This window comes from Paraglaciecola sp. MB-3u-78 (assembly GCF_002835935.1).
Lineage (GTDB): Bacteria > Pseudomonadota > Gammaproteobacteria > Enterobacterales > Alteromonadaceae > Paraglaciecola.
In genome coordinates, this window is sequence record NZ_PJCF01000005.1 from 73,040 (window position 1) to 89,197 (window position 16,158).

Sequence of the window (16,158 nt, forward strand, 5' to 3'; positions counted from 1 at the left end):
TCACGGGTATACATCGATTTATCGCGAATGGGATTATTCATAATGCAATGCTTCGCTTGGTTCCATGCTAAGTGCGGCTCTTGTAGGTAAATAGGTAGCCAGCATCACCACAGCGCCAATTAAAAAGGTCATAATAAAGGCAATGATGAACACTGCTAAATTACTGGTGCCGAATATTTGCGACATCGCAAAACCCATAGTACAACCCGCCAATAATCCGGGTATTCCACCAATCAAAAATTGTGTGAAACCGGTGATCATGAATTCCCTTGTGATCGTTTTTTCACTTGCACCCAAAGCACGTTTGATACCGATCTCCTGGGTTCTTTGACTGATAGTATTGGCCATAACACCATATATGCCGCTAGCAGCTAAAACCAAGGCCGCAAGGGCGAATAGGGCAACGAGGCTACTGACAAATTGTATGGGAGCAGTAAAGCGTGCATTATTTTGTTCATAGGTTTCAATTTGAAATGACGGAAGTTGTGGATCAATTGACATCAACGTTTGGCGCAATGTATCTGTGACTTTAGCGACGTCAGCACTCATATGCATAGCAACGGTAAGCTGTTGGCGAGGGTCTTGGGTAAAAGGTCTAAAGATGGTTGGAATATGTTTGTCTTCTCGACTACCTTGAATGGTATTTTCAACCACACCCACAATGGTTATCCAATCAGCTGGATCGTCATCGCTCAAACGTAATTGTTTTCCGATCGGGGATTCATTGGGGTAGTGTAATTTCGTGAAGTTTTCTGACACTAATGCGGTTTTCTTTTCCAGTCCACTATCGCTTGAATCAAAGTAGCGACCTTGCTTTAGCTCCACACCTAATGTGCCTAAAGCTCCGGGCATTATTGCAATGTAGTTAGCTCTGGGATAACTGGTATTGTTGTCTTTAGTATACTCCTTACCGGCTAACAAAAATTTTGTTCGACGGCTCCAATCACCTGGCAAAGCTGAAGAGATCATCACGTCTTCAATGCCAACACCTTTGGCTAAACTGGTTTGTAAGGTTTGAGCAAATTGAACCTTTTTCTCACCAGACACATAGTTGTCATCTGATAACAGTATTTTAGCGATTAAGGTGTTTTGGATATCAGCCCCAATATCTTCATTACTTTGCATATAGGCCGCAACCACCATAACACCGGCCGCAATTAATACTGTCACAGAGATAAATATTTCACTGATGACTAATATACGGTTTAATCTCCCCGCTTTTTTGCCAAGTGCTCCGCGGGTGCCGTCACGCAGCACGCTGTTAAAGTCCCCTCCTGAGTTTTTCCAAGCGGGTAATAATCCAGTGACTAAAATGGTACTTATCAATATAGTAAAGAAAAGTTTCATGGTGTAAGCGTCAACCCCAAACGTCCACCAAAAAGAAGGAGGGTCAACAAAAAAGGTCGCAACTATGGATTGTGTGATTGTTAGACCCCACGCCAGTACCAGTAAACCAATGAGCCCACCAAAACTGCAAATGATGATACTTTCCCACAACATTTGACTGATCAGGCGTGATCGAGGGGCGCCAAGTGCAACCCGAATAGCCGTCTCTTTGCCGCGCTCAACGGCTCGTGACAATAATAAATTACCCACATTAATCGACGCCAGTAACAGAATTAGCACCGCGACTATATGCATGGAATAAATCACTGAGTAGGCTTCCCCCTCCCTTGATCCGGGAATAGAGTCGATATAGGCACTGATCCCATTATTGGTGTCAGGGTGTTTTAGTTCCAAGCGCTGCATGACTACTTGCAATTGCTGGTTAACCTGGGCCAGCGTTGAACTGTCATGTATATGCGCAATGCCGTGTGCAATTTGGGCTGATTCGCGGGTGATTTGACCATAATCAACTTTTAAGGGAAGCCATAACTGGGTGTTATTTGGGAAAAGATAGCCCTGAGGCATTACCCCAATAATACGGTGACTACTACCATTAATTGGCAATGATTGGCCAATGACATTTGGTTCTCCGCCAAATTGATTTTGCCACATATTATAGCCAATAACCGTCACCGGTTCTGCCCCGATTAGATTGTCAGTTGGGCTGAACCCACCTCCAACAGTGGCTTTGGTGCGGGTTATGGCGAATATGTTAGCTTCGGTATAAATGGCTTTGTAGCGTCTTGCACCATCTCTGCCCGAGACATTGACACTAGCGTTTTGGTAGGCACCAAATTCAGACAGGCCCGAGACGCTACTTCTTACTTCCGCATAATCGAGTAAATTAATACCATTAGATTCTCTTTTTCCATTTTGTGAGCTGCTGACAAGCACAAGTGAATCGCCATCTTGAAAAGGTAAATCTTTGTAAATTATGGTATTAAAAAACGAGAACATATAAACACTAAGGCCTATACCTGCGGCCATAACTAAGGTAGTTAAAGCAGTAAAACCGGGTTTCTTAGCTAATAATCTCAAAGCGTAGTTAAAATCTTGAATAATCATTTATTGTCCCCCCTAACCAACCAGACTTTGCTGATCATGAATAGTATTAAGCTGGTCTGATATTACCTGACCATCAAGTATTGTTATGTTGCGATGAGCCTTTTCTGCTGATCTAGGATCATGGGTAACCATACAAATGGTTGCCCCTTCACTGTGAAGCTTGTCGAGCAAATCCATCACTGCTTGTGCATTTTTTGAGTCCAAGTTTCCGGTAGGCTCATCGGCTAAAATGATTGAGGGGTTGCCGGCAATAGCACGAGCGACCGCCACTCTTTGCTGCTGTCCACCGGATAATTGAGAAGGAAAATGTTTGCTTCGATGCGACATATCGACTTTGGCTAACGCATCCTGCACCAAAGCCTGACGTTGGTTTTTACTTAAGTCTTTGCGATAACTCAGCGGAAGGTCAACATTTTCTTCAACATTCAGATCACTGATTAAATTAAATGATTGAAAAATAAAGCCTATCTCCATATTGCGAATGCGGGCTCGTTCTGATTTGGAGATATCTGACACATCATGGTTGGCTAAATTATATTTACCACTGGTGTTGGTATCCAATAATCCCAACAATGAAAGAAGTGTCGATTTTCCGCACCCAGAAGGTCCAGAAATTGAGACATATTCACCTTTATCAATGGTCAGTGAAATATTACTAAGGGCATGTGTTTCGACTTCTTCGGTGTAGAAAATCTTTTCGATATTGTCGAGTTTAATTAATGCTGTGCTCATAATTTTTCCTATCACTATTGTTTTTAGTTAATGCGAATTTTTTGATAACTATCCCAACTACTGGGATCGGAAATGATGATTTTGTCGCCTGATGACAAACCGTCCATCACTTGAATTTGGTGAATCGAACCTTTGCCCAGTGTTACCATTACACGCTGGGCAAAGTTGCCATCTAGACTGATTTTGTAAACGGCTGTCTCGCTTTGGCTTTGGGCAAAAAGAGGCCGGTTGACAAAAAGCGTGTCAGAAATTTCGGCAATTTTTATTTCTCCCTCAACCGCAAGATCAGGTCGGGCATCCAAAGGTAATTTACCAATGAATTCTACGTCTACTTGCACGTTGCCATTGACCACTGCAGGATCAATACGGGATACACGGCCAGTGACTTTATTGTTTCGGGTGTCGATAATCACTGTTTGACCGATAACAACATTCCTAATTTCAAGTTCAGGGATGTTAATTTCTGCAATCAGTGAGTCCTGTTGAGCGAGTTTTGCAATATTTCCGCCCATGCTTATACGCTGTCCGGGTTCAACCGGCACTTCTTGTACAACGCTATCAATAGAGGCAACTATTTTTAAGTTTTCAACCTGTTGTTGAGCTCGTTCTAACTCTTTGCGCATTTTATTAAGACGGGCAATGCGCGCATTGTTTTGTGCTTCGATACTCTCTTGCATGGTAGACAGTACTTCTTGCTGAATATCCCAACGTTGCTTTGATTGGATAGTTTCTAAACGCGTTTGCTCATAGTCAATTTTTGCTACGACGCCCAAATTTCTATTTAACAATTGCGTGTGTGCTTCTAATTTTAGTTTGCTGCTCTCATAATCAAGCTTAGCGTTTAGCATCACTGCTTTTTGCATCAAAAATGTTGATTTTTGTACCACCTGACTGGCAGTAGCCTCAGCTACTCTGGCTTCTAATTCCCATTGGGTTTCTTCTAATAATTGCAGAAGTTGCGGATTACTTAATTCAACAATTAAATCTCCACGTTTCACTAGAGTGCCAGGCTTAACAACAACCCTTTCTACTCTGGCCTCAACACTTGCTGACAGCCATTGGACATTGTCAGGCACCAGAACACCGCTTCCCCTAACACTGACTGAGAATTCACCGCGCTTTACTTCATCAGTAACAATACTTTTTGCATCAACACTGAAATCTGCCTGAGACAGTAACCACAAGTAGTTAAGTGCGACACACACAATTGCTAGGCCTATCATCCAGGGCCAATAGCGTCTCAGTAATGTGCTCTGAGTCTTTTTGCGCAGTATATCCAAGGTTGAGCCTCATATACAAAATTCAGTTTAGTTTAAAACCATACTGCAGTGAGCATGCCAAGTAGTTATCTATATGATTATTAGTAATAATTTATATTATTCATGCTAATGCACTTTAGCTTTCCCTGAAATGGGAAAGCTAAATTTGGTGAAAGTCCCATGAATGGGAAAATATTGTGAGTTAATCGATGAAGCTAAGCTGAGCCGAGATGGAACAGGTATATATGCTGATTTAAATCTTCTGCTCTAGTGAGGTATCACAGATTCTGAGCCGTTTTTTCCTCTATTTGTTTAATTTTGCTAGCGATCAGTTTAGAGGCCTTAGCAAAGCTTAAACGGCGGAACTTGATTGAAGATAAAATTGTTTTTATTAATGATATTTCAGCCGTAATATCTTCTATTTTTGTCATGTCATTGGTTAGACTTTTAGTAAATGATTCTTTGGTATTAGCTTTCCAACTTAATTCACTATCAGCATCAATCATTTTGGCAATGCACCATATATTCATTAACTGTTCCACCTGACTTAATACCAGTTCTCCGATGTGAATGGTATTTAAGTCTAGCAGGTGATAGCGATCAAATAAGTCACGACTAAAGTTTGTATATAATTCCTGCACTCGTTGAAAAGGGTTATTCGCGATAGAGTTTTGAATTTGCTGATGTTCTGCGCTTTTTAATTGCTCTAATACCTCAATCCCACTTTTTAACTCTGTGACTATATTACGTGAATATGTTGAAAATAACTGACGAGTGTTCTCTCTTAGCTTTTTATATTTTTTGTATTCACGACGCCGACGAAGTGCCTCAAAGCCGCCAAAAATAATGATCAATTCAATAAACATACCTGTAAACTCTGTCGTCATTCCTAACAAAAGATCACAGTCGGTTATCCAGGGAATAAAAGAAGTACTACATTGTTCTATAATAGCGCCACCTACCTCAATTAAATCAAACAGCCCAATGAATGGTGTCCCAACGGTCATTGCCATATGAGCTGGCTCTGTATCAGGCGGCATCATGAGATGAGTCAGTTTCAATAACGCCAGTAATGACTTTAATGAAGTCTTATCGACTAAAATGATTACATCTATTTTGGTTTGTTCTGAAAGAATTTAAGATTAAACTAGATGTCGGATCTATACAACATGCATCGATTTTGTAGGATTTTGACTATGTGAATCGTTAGCTGCCAAAGGGGATGAGAAATAGGAACCCACTTCTTCAAGCTACTGTTAACAGATGTTATCTAATTACTGACGTTTTCTTTTCTCTGTGAAATCCAGCCTTTTGGGCTCTGTGCTGAATCCCATTCTTTTATGTTGATTCCGGGATCAAAAACGTATGCCGGGCTTAATTCTTTTATCTCAGGACAAGCGCTTTGCGCTGTTGTGCAAACCAGTTTTGAATATTGCTTTTGATTATGATGATGATGAAGTGATTTTATTCAAACAGACTTATCTGAGGCGGTGCTCTACTTTGTGGGGGCAATAAAATTCAGCGGTTCAAAGATGGCATGACTGCACCGGTCACCGGTGGTGCCACCACGGTAGGGTGGTCGGATAAGTAAACAGCATTGCTGCTGCTCACTCTCCTCAGAACGGTGCATGCGGGTTTCCCAGCACACGGCTCAAGCCTGCTTAAGTCCAGCAATGGACCAGCAATAAACTCAAAATCTCCCTCTCTCCTTTAGATTTAGACTTTTCTCCCCGTTTAAAGAAGTACTGTGCAAACTTAGTATCTTGGGGCAGGGTAAACTTTCGTCTTTAACTTTGACTTAAAAACCTTCTCTACAATGAATATTGATAGTGATTTGCGGTTAATCCTTTGTTTCATTGACACAGCAACGCATTGTCAACGGCGGAAAATTAGTTTTTACACAGTCTGGGCACAAACTTCCCAGTCAAGCCTCGGTTAGTGATCTTGCAATGCGACTCGTTTTAGCGAACAGTAAAAATGACTATCAGTCCCAGACAAATCGAACTAATAGAGCACGCCAGATTCTGTGTTTAGCTCATTAAGGGGCTAATATTTTCCAACATTATTTGAATACCACACCAATATTGGCTTTTATTCTGTTTATGGTTTTACTTAACAAAACTCACCCCCATCTCTAATAAAAGACTAATGGTGTTGTCCTTATTATCTTAAGCCATTGTCAGTGTTCTGGTTGAGTAATCAATGCTTAGAGCCAGTCAATTACCACTAGATTCAATTATTATAGTTCGCTACTTTACGCTTGATTTCTATACGTTCATCACTACAGAAGTCTGCCTTGCGAGTGAAAAAAACACAGCCCTTGGGCAAACTTTGCACTTAATCGATTCTTTCTTTGAATTGATTTTATTGGAATAAATCCTGCCTCCTATTATAGGATTTAGATTATTATAGGATTCAGATGGTTCGTTAATTAGGAATAGACATGAAAAAAACTATGATTGCAGTGGCGTTATCTACCTTTATTGTATCTGGGTGTGCGTCTAATGTTAGTAATACTCAAAAAGGCGCTGGAATAGGCGCCGTTATAGGAGCATTAGTAGGAAAAGGTACCGGCGACAATGATAAAAAACGCTATGTTTGGGGCGCTGCTTTAGGCGCATTAGCTGGTGGTGCCATAGGTAGCTATATGGACAAACAAGAAGAAGAGTTTCGTGAAGAACTCGCTGATAGTGGGGTCGAAGTGTACCGGGAAGGAGACAGTATTCGTTTATCGATCCCCGGTAATATTACTTTTGCTAATGATAGTGCCGCGCTTGTAACGGGTTTTTATCCGGTACTTGAAGATGTTGCAAAAGTCCTTAACCGTTACGATAAAACTAGGTTGAGTATTGAAGGTCACACCGACTCTGTAGGTGACGCAAATTATAATACGCAGTTATCGATGCAACGAGCGAACAGTGTAGCCAACTATTTGCAAGGTAAGCGCCAAATAAACCCACGGTCTTATTTTACCATTACCGCTGGTGCATAATTTCGTCACTGAAATCAAGTGAGGAAATGACATGTCAAAACAACCCATCATCTTTTGGCAGCAACACGTAAGCCAATGGAAGGATTCAGCATTAACACAAACGCAGTATTGTAAAAAGCATCAACTAAACCCGCAGCGACTAAGTCACCATAAGCGTAGATTAGAAACGCAAGAAACAGCACCGGTCAAAACGGGTTTCATTGCATTGCCTATTCCAGAGTATTTACCCAAGCCAGAATTATTAACGCTGCACTTCGCCAATGGCCTGTCGTTATCGGGTATTGCGCCCAATAATATCGATGTGGTGAAACAGCTAACGGCGGCATTGTCATGACAAGTGCGATGCGCCCGTGCATGTCGCTTACGCATATTTATCTATATCCGCAGGCAATTGACTTCCGTAAGTCATTTCGAGGCATTAGCGCCATTGTCGAATGTGAGTTGGGTCACAACCCTTTTTCGGGTCACTTGTATGTGTTCACCAATAAACGGCGCACTAAAATCAAATGTCTGTTCTGGGAAAACAATGGTTTCGTGCTGTATTACAAAAGCCTAGAGGAAGATAGATTCATTTGGCCGAGGTGTGAAAAGGAGGTGATAACACTCAACGGCCAGCAAATAAACTGGCTACTTGATGGTCTTGATATTAGTGCCATGAAGGGCCATAAAAAGTTGCATTTCGACAGTGTTTTTTAGGGCTTTTTAGCCTCAAGTTTAGTATAATATCGGGCATGAAATTACCGCCCAACACCCATAAAAACAAGGCTTTTAGCGACACCGATACCATGTCAAGGTTGCAAGCTATGCTGTCTGAAAAAGACGGGGTGATTGGGGAAAAAGAAACACTGATTGCAGAGCAAAGTGACATCATCGAAAAGAAGTCTGATGTCATCGATTCACTTAAAAAGCGCGTTGAGTTACTCGAAGAGTATTTACGCTTATCTAATAGCAAACGCTTTGGCAGCAGCTCTGAACAAACCCCGCCAGAGCAAGGTAACTTGTTCAACGAAGCCGAAGCGACCAGTGAGCCAGAACAAACTGAGCCTGAGTTACCGACCACAAGCGAGCCTAAAGCCAAAACCGGTCGCAAACCCTTTGCTAAAAACCTACCACGCACCCAAGTGTTTGCGTATTTGTCAGATACTGAAAAAGAAGGCGCAATCAATACCTTCTTTGTGAAAGTCAGAGAAGAGCTAGATATTATCCCTGCCAAAGTACAGGTACTAGAGTACATGCAGGAAAAGGCGGTGTTTAAAGACGAACAAGGCACAACCACCATGAAAGCGGCTGAGGTCATTAAACACCCTGTACCCAAAGCCATGGGCAGTATCAACTTAATGACCTACATCATTATTGCTAAATACGCCGATGGCATGCCGCTTTATCGATTAGAGGGGATTATCGAACGATACGGGGGCAGCATATCAAGAACAACACTCGCCAACTATGTCATTGCGCTAGGCAAACAAATCCAACCCTTAATTAACTTATTAAGGGAGACTCAGCATGCCGGCTCACTCATTATGGCGGATGAAACCCGCATTCAGGTATTAAAAGAGCCAGGGCTTGCGCCCACGGGCGATAAATTTATGTGGGTGACACTCGGCGGTAAAGCCGACCAACAAAGCGTGCTGTTTGACTATGACCCATCGCGTGCTCGCCATGTGCCTATGCGCTTGCTACATGGATTTACTCATGGCTACCTGCAAACCGACGGTTATGCAGGTTACAACGAAGTGTGCCGCAAAAACCAGCTCATTCAATTAGGCTGTATGGATCACGCTCGCCGCAAATTCATCGAGGCACAGCAATCACAACCTAAAGGGAAAAAAATAAAAGCCAGCAAAGCCGACATGGCCTTGAGCCTGATTAACAAGCTCTATGGGATTGAGCGCACCATCAAACATGCTAGCAATGAGAAAAGACTGGCCGTTCGCCAAGCTAAGAGCATGCCGATATTAAACACACTGCAGGCATGGCTCACGGCAAACAAACCGCGCGTGGCCACCGACAGTTTAACTGGCAAGGCCATGACCTACTTGCATAATCAGTGGGATAAACTCACTGTGTATTGCACAGATGGGCAGCTTCGCATCAGTAACATTATGGCTGAAAACGCCATTCGCCCTTTTGCCGTTGGGAGGCGTGCATGGTTATTCGCCGACACACCTGCTGGCGCAAACGCCAGTGCCGCACATTACAGCTTGATTGAAACCGCTCGGTTACATGGCATTGAGCCATACGCATATCTCAATACTATATTCAAAGCGATACCCTATGCGGAAACGGTGGAAGATTTTGAAGCGTTATTGCCGTGGAACTATAAGCGCAGTATTACGACTGTTTGATACGTGGGTTGATTAGCCGCTTACTTTGCAAGGAACAAATGTTGATGCCAACCGTTTACAGACCCTTGGTATGGGTGAGAGCCAACCAGTAGCGAGTAACGATAGTGCCCAAGGACGTCAAAAAAATAGACGGGTTGAACTGCGTGTTATACCTTTATCCAGCTAATCAAAAAATAACCTAACAACACAAAAAAAGGGCTGTTTGATACAGCCCTTTTTTTGTTGTTGATAACATCAAATTATTCGGGGGTTTTTATCGGTACACAACCGTTTTCATCAAGTTGTTGTCCCTTGACCAACATTGACAGTTTCCGGCATAACACATAAAAAACGGGGGTAAACATTAAGCCAAAGAAAGTCACGCCCAACATGCCGCTAAATACAGTGACGCCTAATGCCTGACGCATTTCTGCTCCTGCGCCCGTCGCAATTGCTAATGGGATGACGCCAAGAATAAAGGCGAAAGAGGTCATTAAAATGGGTCGTAGCCTGAGTTTTGCCGCTTCAACCGCAGCTTCATGTAAAGGTGTGCCTTGTTGTTCTAAATGCCGGGCAAACTCAACAATCAAAATCGCATTTTTACTGGCAAGGCCCACCAAAACGATCAGACCTACTTGAGTCAGAATATTATTATCCATACCCATCACCCATACCCCCGTAATCGCGCTGAGCAAACACATAGGTACAATCAGAATAACCGATAAAGGTAAGGTCCAACTTTCGTATAGCGCTACCAATAACAAATACACAAAGATGACTGCCATGATAAATGCCATGATTGCTGTATTCCCAGCTATTTGTTGTTGGTAGGCTAGATCTGTCCATTCAAAGCTAATGCCATCAGGTAATATTTCTGCTGCGAGTTTTTCCATACTCGCTATTGCTTCGCCTGAACTAAATCCAGGTGCGGTGCTACCTAATAAGTCTGCTGCTGGATAGAGATTGTATCTAGGTACGCGCGACGGGCCAGATTGGTACTTAAAGGTCACCACTGAACTCAGTGGTACCATATCCCCGGAGACATTTTTAACCCGTATACGGCCAATATCATCAGGGGTCATTCTAAAGGGGGCATCGGCTTGTGCTGTTACCCTAAAGGTTCTGCCTAAGTAACTGAAATCATTTACAAAAGCGCTACCCAAATATATTTCTAAGGCGCTAAATACTTCTGATACTGGCACCCCTAAACGTTCTACTCGCTCTCTGTCTATATCCACATAGAGTTGCGGCGTATTGGTTTCAAACAAACTAAAAACAGACTCAGTCGCAGGTGCTTGATTCGCCGCACCTGCCAATTGCCACATAGCTTCTTCTAAAACGGGAAGACCACGGCCAGCTCTGTCTTCAATCATCATTTTAAAGCCACCACCATTACCAATGCCGCGCACTGCAGGGGGAGGAATAACCACTACAAAGGCTTCTTTTATTTGTGCCATTTGGCTGCGTACGTCAGCTAAAATTTGTTCAAAGGTTAGACCTTTGGCTGAGCGATCATCGAAGTAGTCCATCATTGTGAATATAGCAGCAGAATTAGAAGCATTGGTAAAGGTAGCGCCAGAAAAACCAGCAAAACCCACAGAGGTTCGAATGCCATCGATTTCTAATAACCTGCTTACCGCGTCTTTGACTACGTCATCGGTGCGTGACAAAGAAGCACCTGCAGGCAATTGAATACTCACAATTAAGTAGCCTTGATCTTGCGCTGGGATAAAACCTTGGGGAACAGAGGTAAATACATAACCCGCTAATACCATGAGTCCGATATAGGCCAAAGACATGAGCGCCCCTAATCGTATAAGCTTGGACGTTAACTTTCCGTATAACTCCGCCGCTCTATTCATCATACGGTTAAAAGCATTGCCTAAGCGCGTTAACCATCCGGCTTTTTCTTTTGCAGGCTTATGGGATTTAAGCAACACCGCTGATAGGGCAGGGCTTAGGATTAATGATACTGCCACGGAAATCAGGGTAGCCACTGCGATGGTGATGCCAAATTGGCTATAGAACTGTCCTGAAATGCCACCAACAAAAGCCGTTGGCAAAAATACGGCTACCAACACCAAGCCAATTGCCATTACTGCGCCACCTACCTCGCGCATCGTTTCTCGCGCGGCTTGCATAGGCTTTTGACCTTGGGCTAACAAACGCTCCATGTTTTCTACCACCACTATGGCATCGTCTACCACTATGCCTATGGCGAGCACTAAACCAAATAGTGTGAGGTTGTTCAGTGAAAAGCCTAGTGCACTCATCACTGCAAACGTTCCGATTAGAGAAACAGGAATGGCGATAATAGGGATAATGGCCGCTCGCCAGTTCTGTAAAAATACCAGTATCACTAAAACCACTAACCCTATGGCTTCATAGATAGTGATTTCAACCGCATCGATAGACTGACTTATAAATTCTGTGGGATTGTAGGCAATATCGTAGGCCAAATCCGGTGGGAAATTGGCTGATAAATTCTCCATGATGCTACGAATAGTCGCTGCAGTTTCTAAAGCATTAGTACCGGGACGCTGGAAAATAGGCATCGCCACCGCTTTTTTATCACCCAAATAGCCTCTAGTGGCATAACTTTCTGCGCCTAACTCGACTCTGCCAACGTCTTTAAAGCGTACAATTCTGCCGTCAGTATTTTTGATAATAACGTTGTTAAATTGTTCCGGCTCAATTAGCCGACCTTGGGTTTGTACACTTAATTCAAATGCTGTCTGACCTTGGGAAATAGGTGACTTATTTAGTGTGCCACTGGCCACTTGAATATTTTGTCCTTGTAAGGCGCTAATCACTTCGCCTGCTGTCATACCAATTGAGGCTACGCGGTCTGGGTCAAGCCAGACACGCATTGAATATTGGCTGGCCCCAAAGACTAAGATATTGCCCACACCTTCAATACGCGCCAATTGGTCACGGACCTGTAAGGTGACATAGTTAGCGATATAGGTTTGGTCGTAGGTACCATTGGGTGAAAACATATTCACTACCAACATCAAGTCAGGTGAATTTTTAATAGTAGTGACACCAATACGTCGCACAGGCTCTGGTAGCCGCGGTTCTGCAATGGCTACGCGGTTTTGCACTTGTACTTGAGCGGTGTCTAAATCAGTGCCTAGCTTAAAGGTAACAGTGATACTGACATTGCCGTCAGCGGTAGATTGAGAAGAAATATACAGCATGTTCTCAACGCCATTTATCTGCTGTTCTAGAGGTGTGGCTACTGTTTGCGCGGCTATTTCGGCATTGGCCCCGGGATAAGATGCCGTTACTTGAATAGTCGGCGGGGCAACTTGTGGGTATTGCTCGATTGGCAATGTTTGGTATGCAAGACTACCAATAATCAACACTATTATGGCTAAAACAGAGGCAAATTTGGGTCTGGAGATAAAAAACTGAGAGAAATTCATTGGTCTACTCCCAGTTAGTAGCTGTATTGGCTAGCAATATCGACTTGTTTCGGTGACACAACAGCCCCCGGTCGAGCGCGCATAATGCCGTTGACTATTATATTGTCATCGGGGAGTAGACCTTCAGTAATAATGCGCAAATCTTGGGTGTGCAATTCACCTAAGGAAACAAATTTGCGCTCTATTTTATTTTCCTTTGTCACCACGTAGACAAATTTGCGTGACTGATCTGTGCCAACAATCAAATCGGGTACTAAGGTTACAGATACATTTTCTTGGGATAACAAACGCATACGACCAAATATACCGGGTAAAATAAAACCACCTGGATTATCCAAAATAGCTCTGCCTTGTATAGTGCCTGTACCCGGGTCTATCTGGTTGTCAACAAAGTCCATGACACCTAGATGGCTAAACTCTTGTTCGTCTTGTAAGCGTACTTGCACTGGATTGGATTTAGTTCGTGAGCTTTCACGTTTGTCAGACTGACTTAGACGTATATATTTTAAAAGATCCCTTTCTCCAGCATCAAAATAGAAGTGAATGGGATCAACTGATACAACTGTAGTAAGCAATGTTGCTCCGGATGCACCGCCGGTAACAAGGTTACCTACATTCACATAGTCCCTTGAAACGACGCCATTTATAGGTGATTTGACCTCAGTGAACTCCATTTCAAGCTTGGCACTTTCAAGGGCTGCCCAAGCGAGATCGTATTCATTGGTTCTGCGATCGACTTCTTCTTGTGACAGGGAATTTTTGTTACGTAAGTCTTTACCACGTTCCAGCTCTTTTTTAGCTAATTCGAACCTAGAGCCCGCGCTTTTAAGGGCGATTTCGAACGGACGTTGGTCTATTACAAACAATACATCGCCCTTTTTGACTGCTTGGCCGTCTTGAAATTTTGTTTGCTGTAAATATCCACTCACTCGCGATCTGATTTGTACTTGGTTGACCGCAGCAAATCTGCCGGTGTATTCATCCCACTGAGTGATCACAGCTTGAATGGGCTGGCTGACATCCACTTCTGGGGCCGATTGTTGCTGGGCTTGTTTTACAGGCTCTGAGCAACCGCTTGCCAGAGTTAGCAAAAATAGCAACGAATACAAAAAGATAGATAAACGCATGGTAGTGTCCTTTAATGGTCGAGCAGAGAGGTGTAATCTAGAATATATAAACAGAATTGAAGGTGTTGTTGCTAAAAATTCAGTAGAAGATTAAACGCCAAATGTGTTTATGCTTGCTGCAATCATACATACTAAATAAGCAGATATCGCAAACAAAAAGTGTTGCGATATCGCAAAAAGAAATAATTGACTGTCGCGCTTACTTCAAATTAACAGTAAATGCCTGTTTAAAGTCTTTAACAGGTAATCTATCACTGTCTTGCTGACGAATACGCCAAGCCTGCACTGACATGCCCACGCTTGCTGTATTCTTGTGAAAACTTACTGTCATAAAATGTTCCCGAGTCCGTGCTTTCCAGTAGGCCGAAAAAGGGAAGCCTTTTTTTGTATGCACATTAAAGTTTTTATCGTATTGCACTAACTGCGGTTCAAAACCGGGAATGTCGATGGCTGATGGGTCGGGAAAGTGTTTAGGAGTGGTTTTGGCTTTATCCGAAGCCAAGCTATTTAACCCGGTTAAGTTCGACATAGGCGACGACACTACTTCAATCAATCTGCCCCCATGGACGCCCATTTTCACCTGTGCGATACGTCCAAAATGCACATCACCCGACATCACCACTATGTCATGCCCAGAACTGGCCATGGCTGTAATTAGTTGTGCATATTGTTTTTTGAAACTCAGTAGATTTCGTTCCAACTTATTTTTTTCTGCGAGCAAGACTTGTGGGATCACTAACACGCCAGGTTTATTTAATCCTTGTGCCCAGCTAACCAATTTATCAAAGCCTTGCTTATCGATAAATTGCGTTTTACTGCGATAGGAGCGTAAATCGGCCACACAAAAAGACAGGTCGCCACCAATTTCAAAAGTATCAACCTTACTACTTTGCTGCACATTCAACACGCCATCTCGGGAAGCACCTTTCCAAGCGTTGCGAATTTTGTTTATTTTTAACATAAATAATGTGGGCAACAAGCTGTCGTAAAACGGATAATCATTCCAAAATTCATGGTCATCTGGCAACATCCAAGCACCGCCACGGGCCAATATGCTACCCAATGCTTGCCAATGTTTGGCGTAGTCGTCTGCTACTCGTTGACGTACTTCGTTGGTTAGCGGCGACAGTGAGTCTAGGCCGATATCTAAATACACCTGATCGCCCACCATAAACTTAATATCAGGTTTGACGGATTCATCGCCACGCTCGTATAAAGCTTTAAACGCACGAGCGGCCTGACCACAATCACGGTGTTCGTAAAAACAACTACTCAGCGCCACAGTAAAGGCCTTATTTTTATTTGTTGGTAGCGCTGCAGGTAAGGTTGAAAAGGTACCACTGCGTAATAATTGCCATTGGTCTAACCCTTGATGTTCATCCCCTTCTAAGCGTTGATAAAAGTCCACAGTGTAGTTCTGCCCTGTTTGTAGGCCGGATACCAAACGAGTGTCATAAAAACGCTGACTTAACCTGCTGAATGGCCGTTGCCATTGTTTTAGGGTGATATCTTCTGTGCTGATTTCATTGCCATCTAAGCTTACAATTAACCTTGCAAGTTTAGGTTTGCGTAATGTGCCAAACAAAGTGCCTGCCCAAAGTTCCACCGAATTTTGGCTAACCTTATGAAACACCAAACTCCACTCTGAAGTATTGGTTAGGAAATCGACGATATTCATTTCTAGCTTCCTTTTATGTGATTTTTGTCGCTACCATGGCATCAGTATGCGAGACTTTTGCAAATGCTGGATTGATGGGCCGGGGGGAATAAAATGCTTGTTGAAATTGGTGGTGTTCGTTGCCTGTGAAGTACATCATTTATCCTTATTGGCATACGGTGTAG

12 protein-coding genes and 1 pseudogene are annotated in these 16,158 nt (G+C 43.0%); 5 read left to right on the forward strand and 8 right to left on the reverse strand.

The annotated features are described in order from the left end of the window. Positions 1 to 33: 33 nt before the first annotated feature. From CXF95_RS11365 to CXF95_RS31130, 5 genes are all read right to left on the reverse strand, one after another. A complete protein-coding gene (locus tag CXF95_RS11365) occupies positions 34 to 2,451 on the reverse strand; it encodes an ADOP family duplicated permease (RefSeq protein WP_101198826.1) in 2,418 nt (805 codons plus the stop codon). A gap of 12 nt (positions 2,452 to 2,463) precedes the next feature. After that, positions 2,464 to 3,183, reverse strand: coding sequence for an ABC transporter ATP-binding protein (locus CXF95_RS11370; RefSeq protein ID WP_101198827.1), 720 nt, complete (start codon positions 3,181 to 3,183; stop codon positions 2,464 to 2,466). 23 nt (positions 3,184 to 3,206) lie between these two features. Continuing rightward, on the reverse strand, positions 3,207 to 4,406 hold the full coding sequence (locus tag CXF95_RS11375) for an efflux RND transporter periplasmic adaptor subunit (protein ID WP_157828131.1): 1,200 nt from the start codon (positions 4,404 to 4,406) through the stop codon (positions 3,207 to 3,209). A gap of 314 nt (positions 4,407 to 4,720) precedes the next feature. Then, positions 4,721 to 5,578 carry a glycosyltransferase family 9 protein gene (locus tag CXF95_RS11380; protein WP_157828151.1) on the reverse strand — a complete coding sequence of 286 codons (858 nt, stop codon included), beginning with the start codon at positions 5,576 to 5,578 and terminating at the stop codon, positions 4,721 to 4,723. 359 nt (positions 5,579 to 5,937) lie between these two features. Further along, positions 5,938 to 6,072: a hypothetical protein gene (locus CXF95_RS31130; protein ID WP_255418913.1), complete on the reverse strand. Its 135-nt coding sequence runs from the start codon at positions 6,070 to 6,072 to the stop codon at positions 5,938 to 5,940. An 813-nt stretch (positions 6,073 to 6,885) separates the two neighbouring features. Here CXF95_RS31130 and CXF95_RS11385 point away from each other — a divergent pair. From CXF95_RS11385 to CXF95_RS29585, 5 genes and pseudogenes are all read left to right on the forward strand, one after another. Next, positions 6,886 to 7,434, forward strand: coding sequence for an OmpA family protein (locus CXF95_RS11385; RefSeq protein ID WP_232787794.1), 549 nt, complete (start codon positions 6,886 to 6,888; stop codon positions 7,432 to 7,434). A gap of 31 nt (positions 7,435 to 7,465) precedes the next feature. Beyond that, positions 7,466 to 7,768, forward strand: a complete 303-nt coding sequence (locus CXF95_RS11390) for a hypothetical protein (RefSeq protein ID WP_101197783.1) — start codon at positions 7,466 to 7,468, stop codon at positions 7,766 to 7,768. Further along, complete coding sequence (gene tnpB, locus CXF95_RS11395) at positions 7,765 to 8,130, forward strand: IS66 family insertion sequence element accessory protein TnpB (RefSeq protein ID WP_101197784.1); 366 nt, start codon at positions 7,765 to 7,767, stop codon at positions 8,128 to 8,130. The genes CXF95_RS11390 and tnpB overlap by 4 nt, the downstream gene beginning before the upstream one ends. A 35-nt stretch (positions 8,131 to 8,165) precedes the next feature. Continuing rightward, positions 8,166 to 9,782 (forward strand): IS66 family transposase, encoded by a 1,617-nt coding sequence (locus CXF95_RS11400; protein WP_101197785.1) that lies wholly within the window; start codon positions 8,166 to 8,168, stop codon positions 9,780 to 9,782. 25 nt (positions 9,783 to 9,807) lie between these two features. Beyond that, positions 9,808 to 9,948, forward strand: a pseudogene (locus CXF95_RS29585) (hypothetical protein); the annotation flags it as partial. Between the two features lie 73 nt (positions 9,949 to 10,021). Here the strand turns inward: CXF95_RS29585 and CXF95_RS11405 are convergent. The 3 genes from CXF95_RS11405 to CXF95_RS11415 all read right to left on the reverse strand — a co-directional run bounded on the left by CXF95_RS11405 (position 10,022) and on the right by CXF95_RS11415 (position 15,994). Beyond that, a complete protein-coding gene (locus CXF95_RS11405) occupies positions 10,022 to 13,189 on the reverse strand; it encodes an efflux RND transporter permease subunit (RefSeq protein WP_101198830.1) in 3,168 nt (1,055 codons plus the stop codon). 14 nt (positions 13,190 to 13,203) lie between these two features. Then, complete coding sequence (locus CXF95_RS11410) at positions 13,204 to 14,316, reverse strand: efflux RND transporter periplasmic adaptor subunit (RefSeq protein WP_101198831.1); 1,113 nt, start codon at positions 14,314 to 14,316, stop codon at positions 13,204 to 13,206. Positions 14,317 to 14,515: 199 nt separating this feature from the next. Next, positions 14,516 to 15,994 (reverse strand): hypothetical protein, encoded by a 1,479-nt coding sequence (locus CXF95_RS11415; RefSeq protein WP_101198832.1) that lies wholly within the window; start codon positions 15,992 to 15,994, stop codon positions 14,516 to 14,518. Between the last annotated feature and the right edge of the window lie 164 nt (positions 15,995 to 16,158).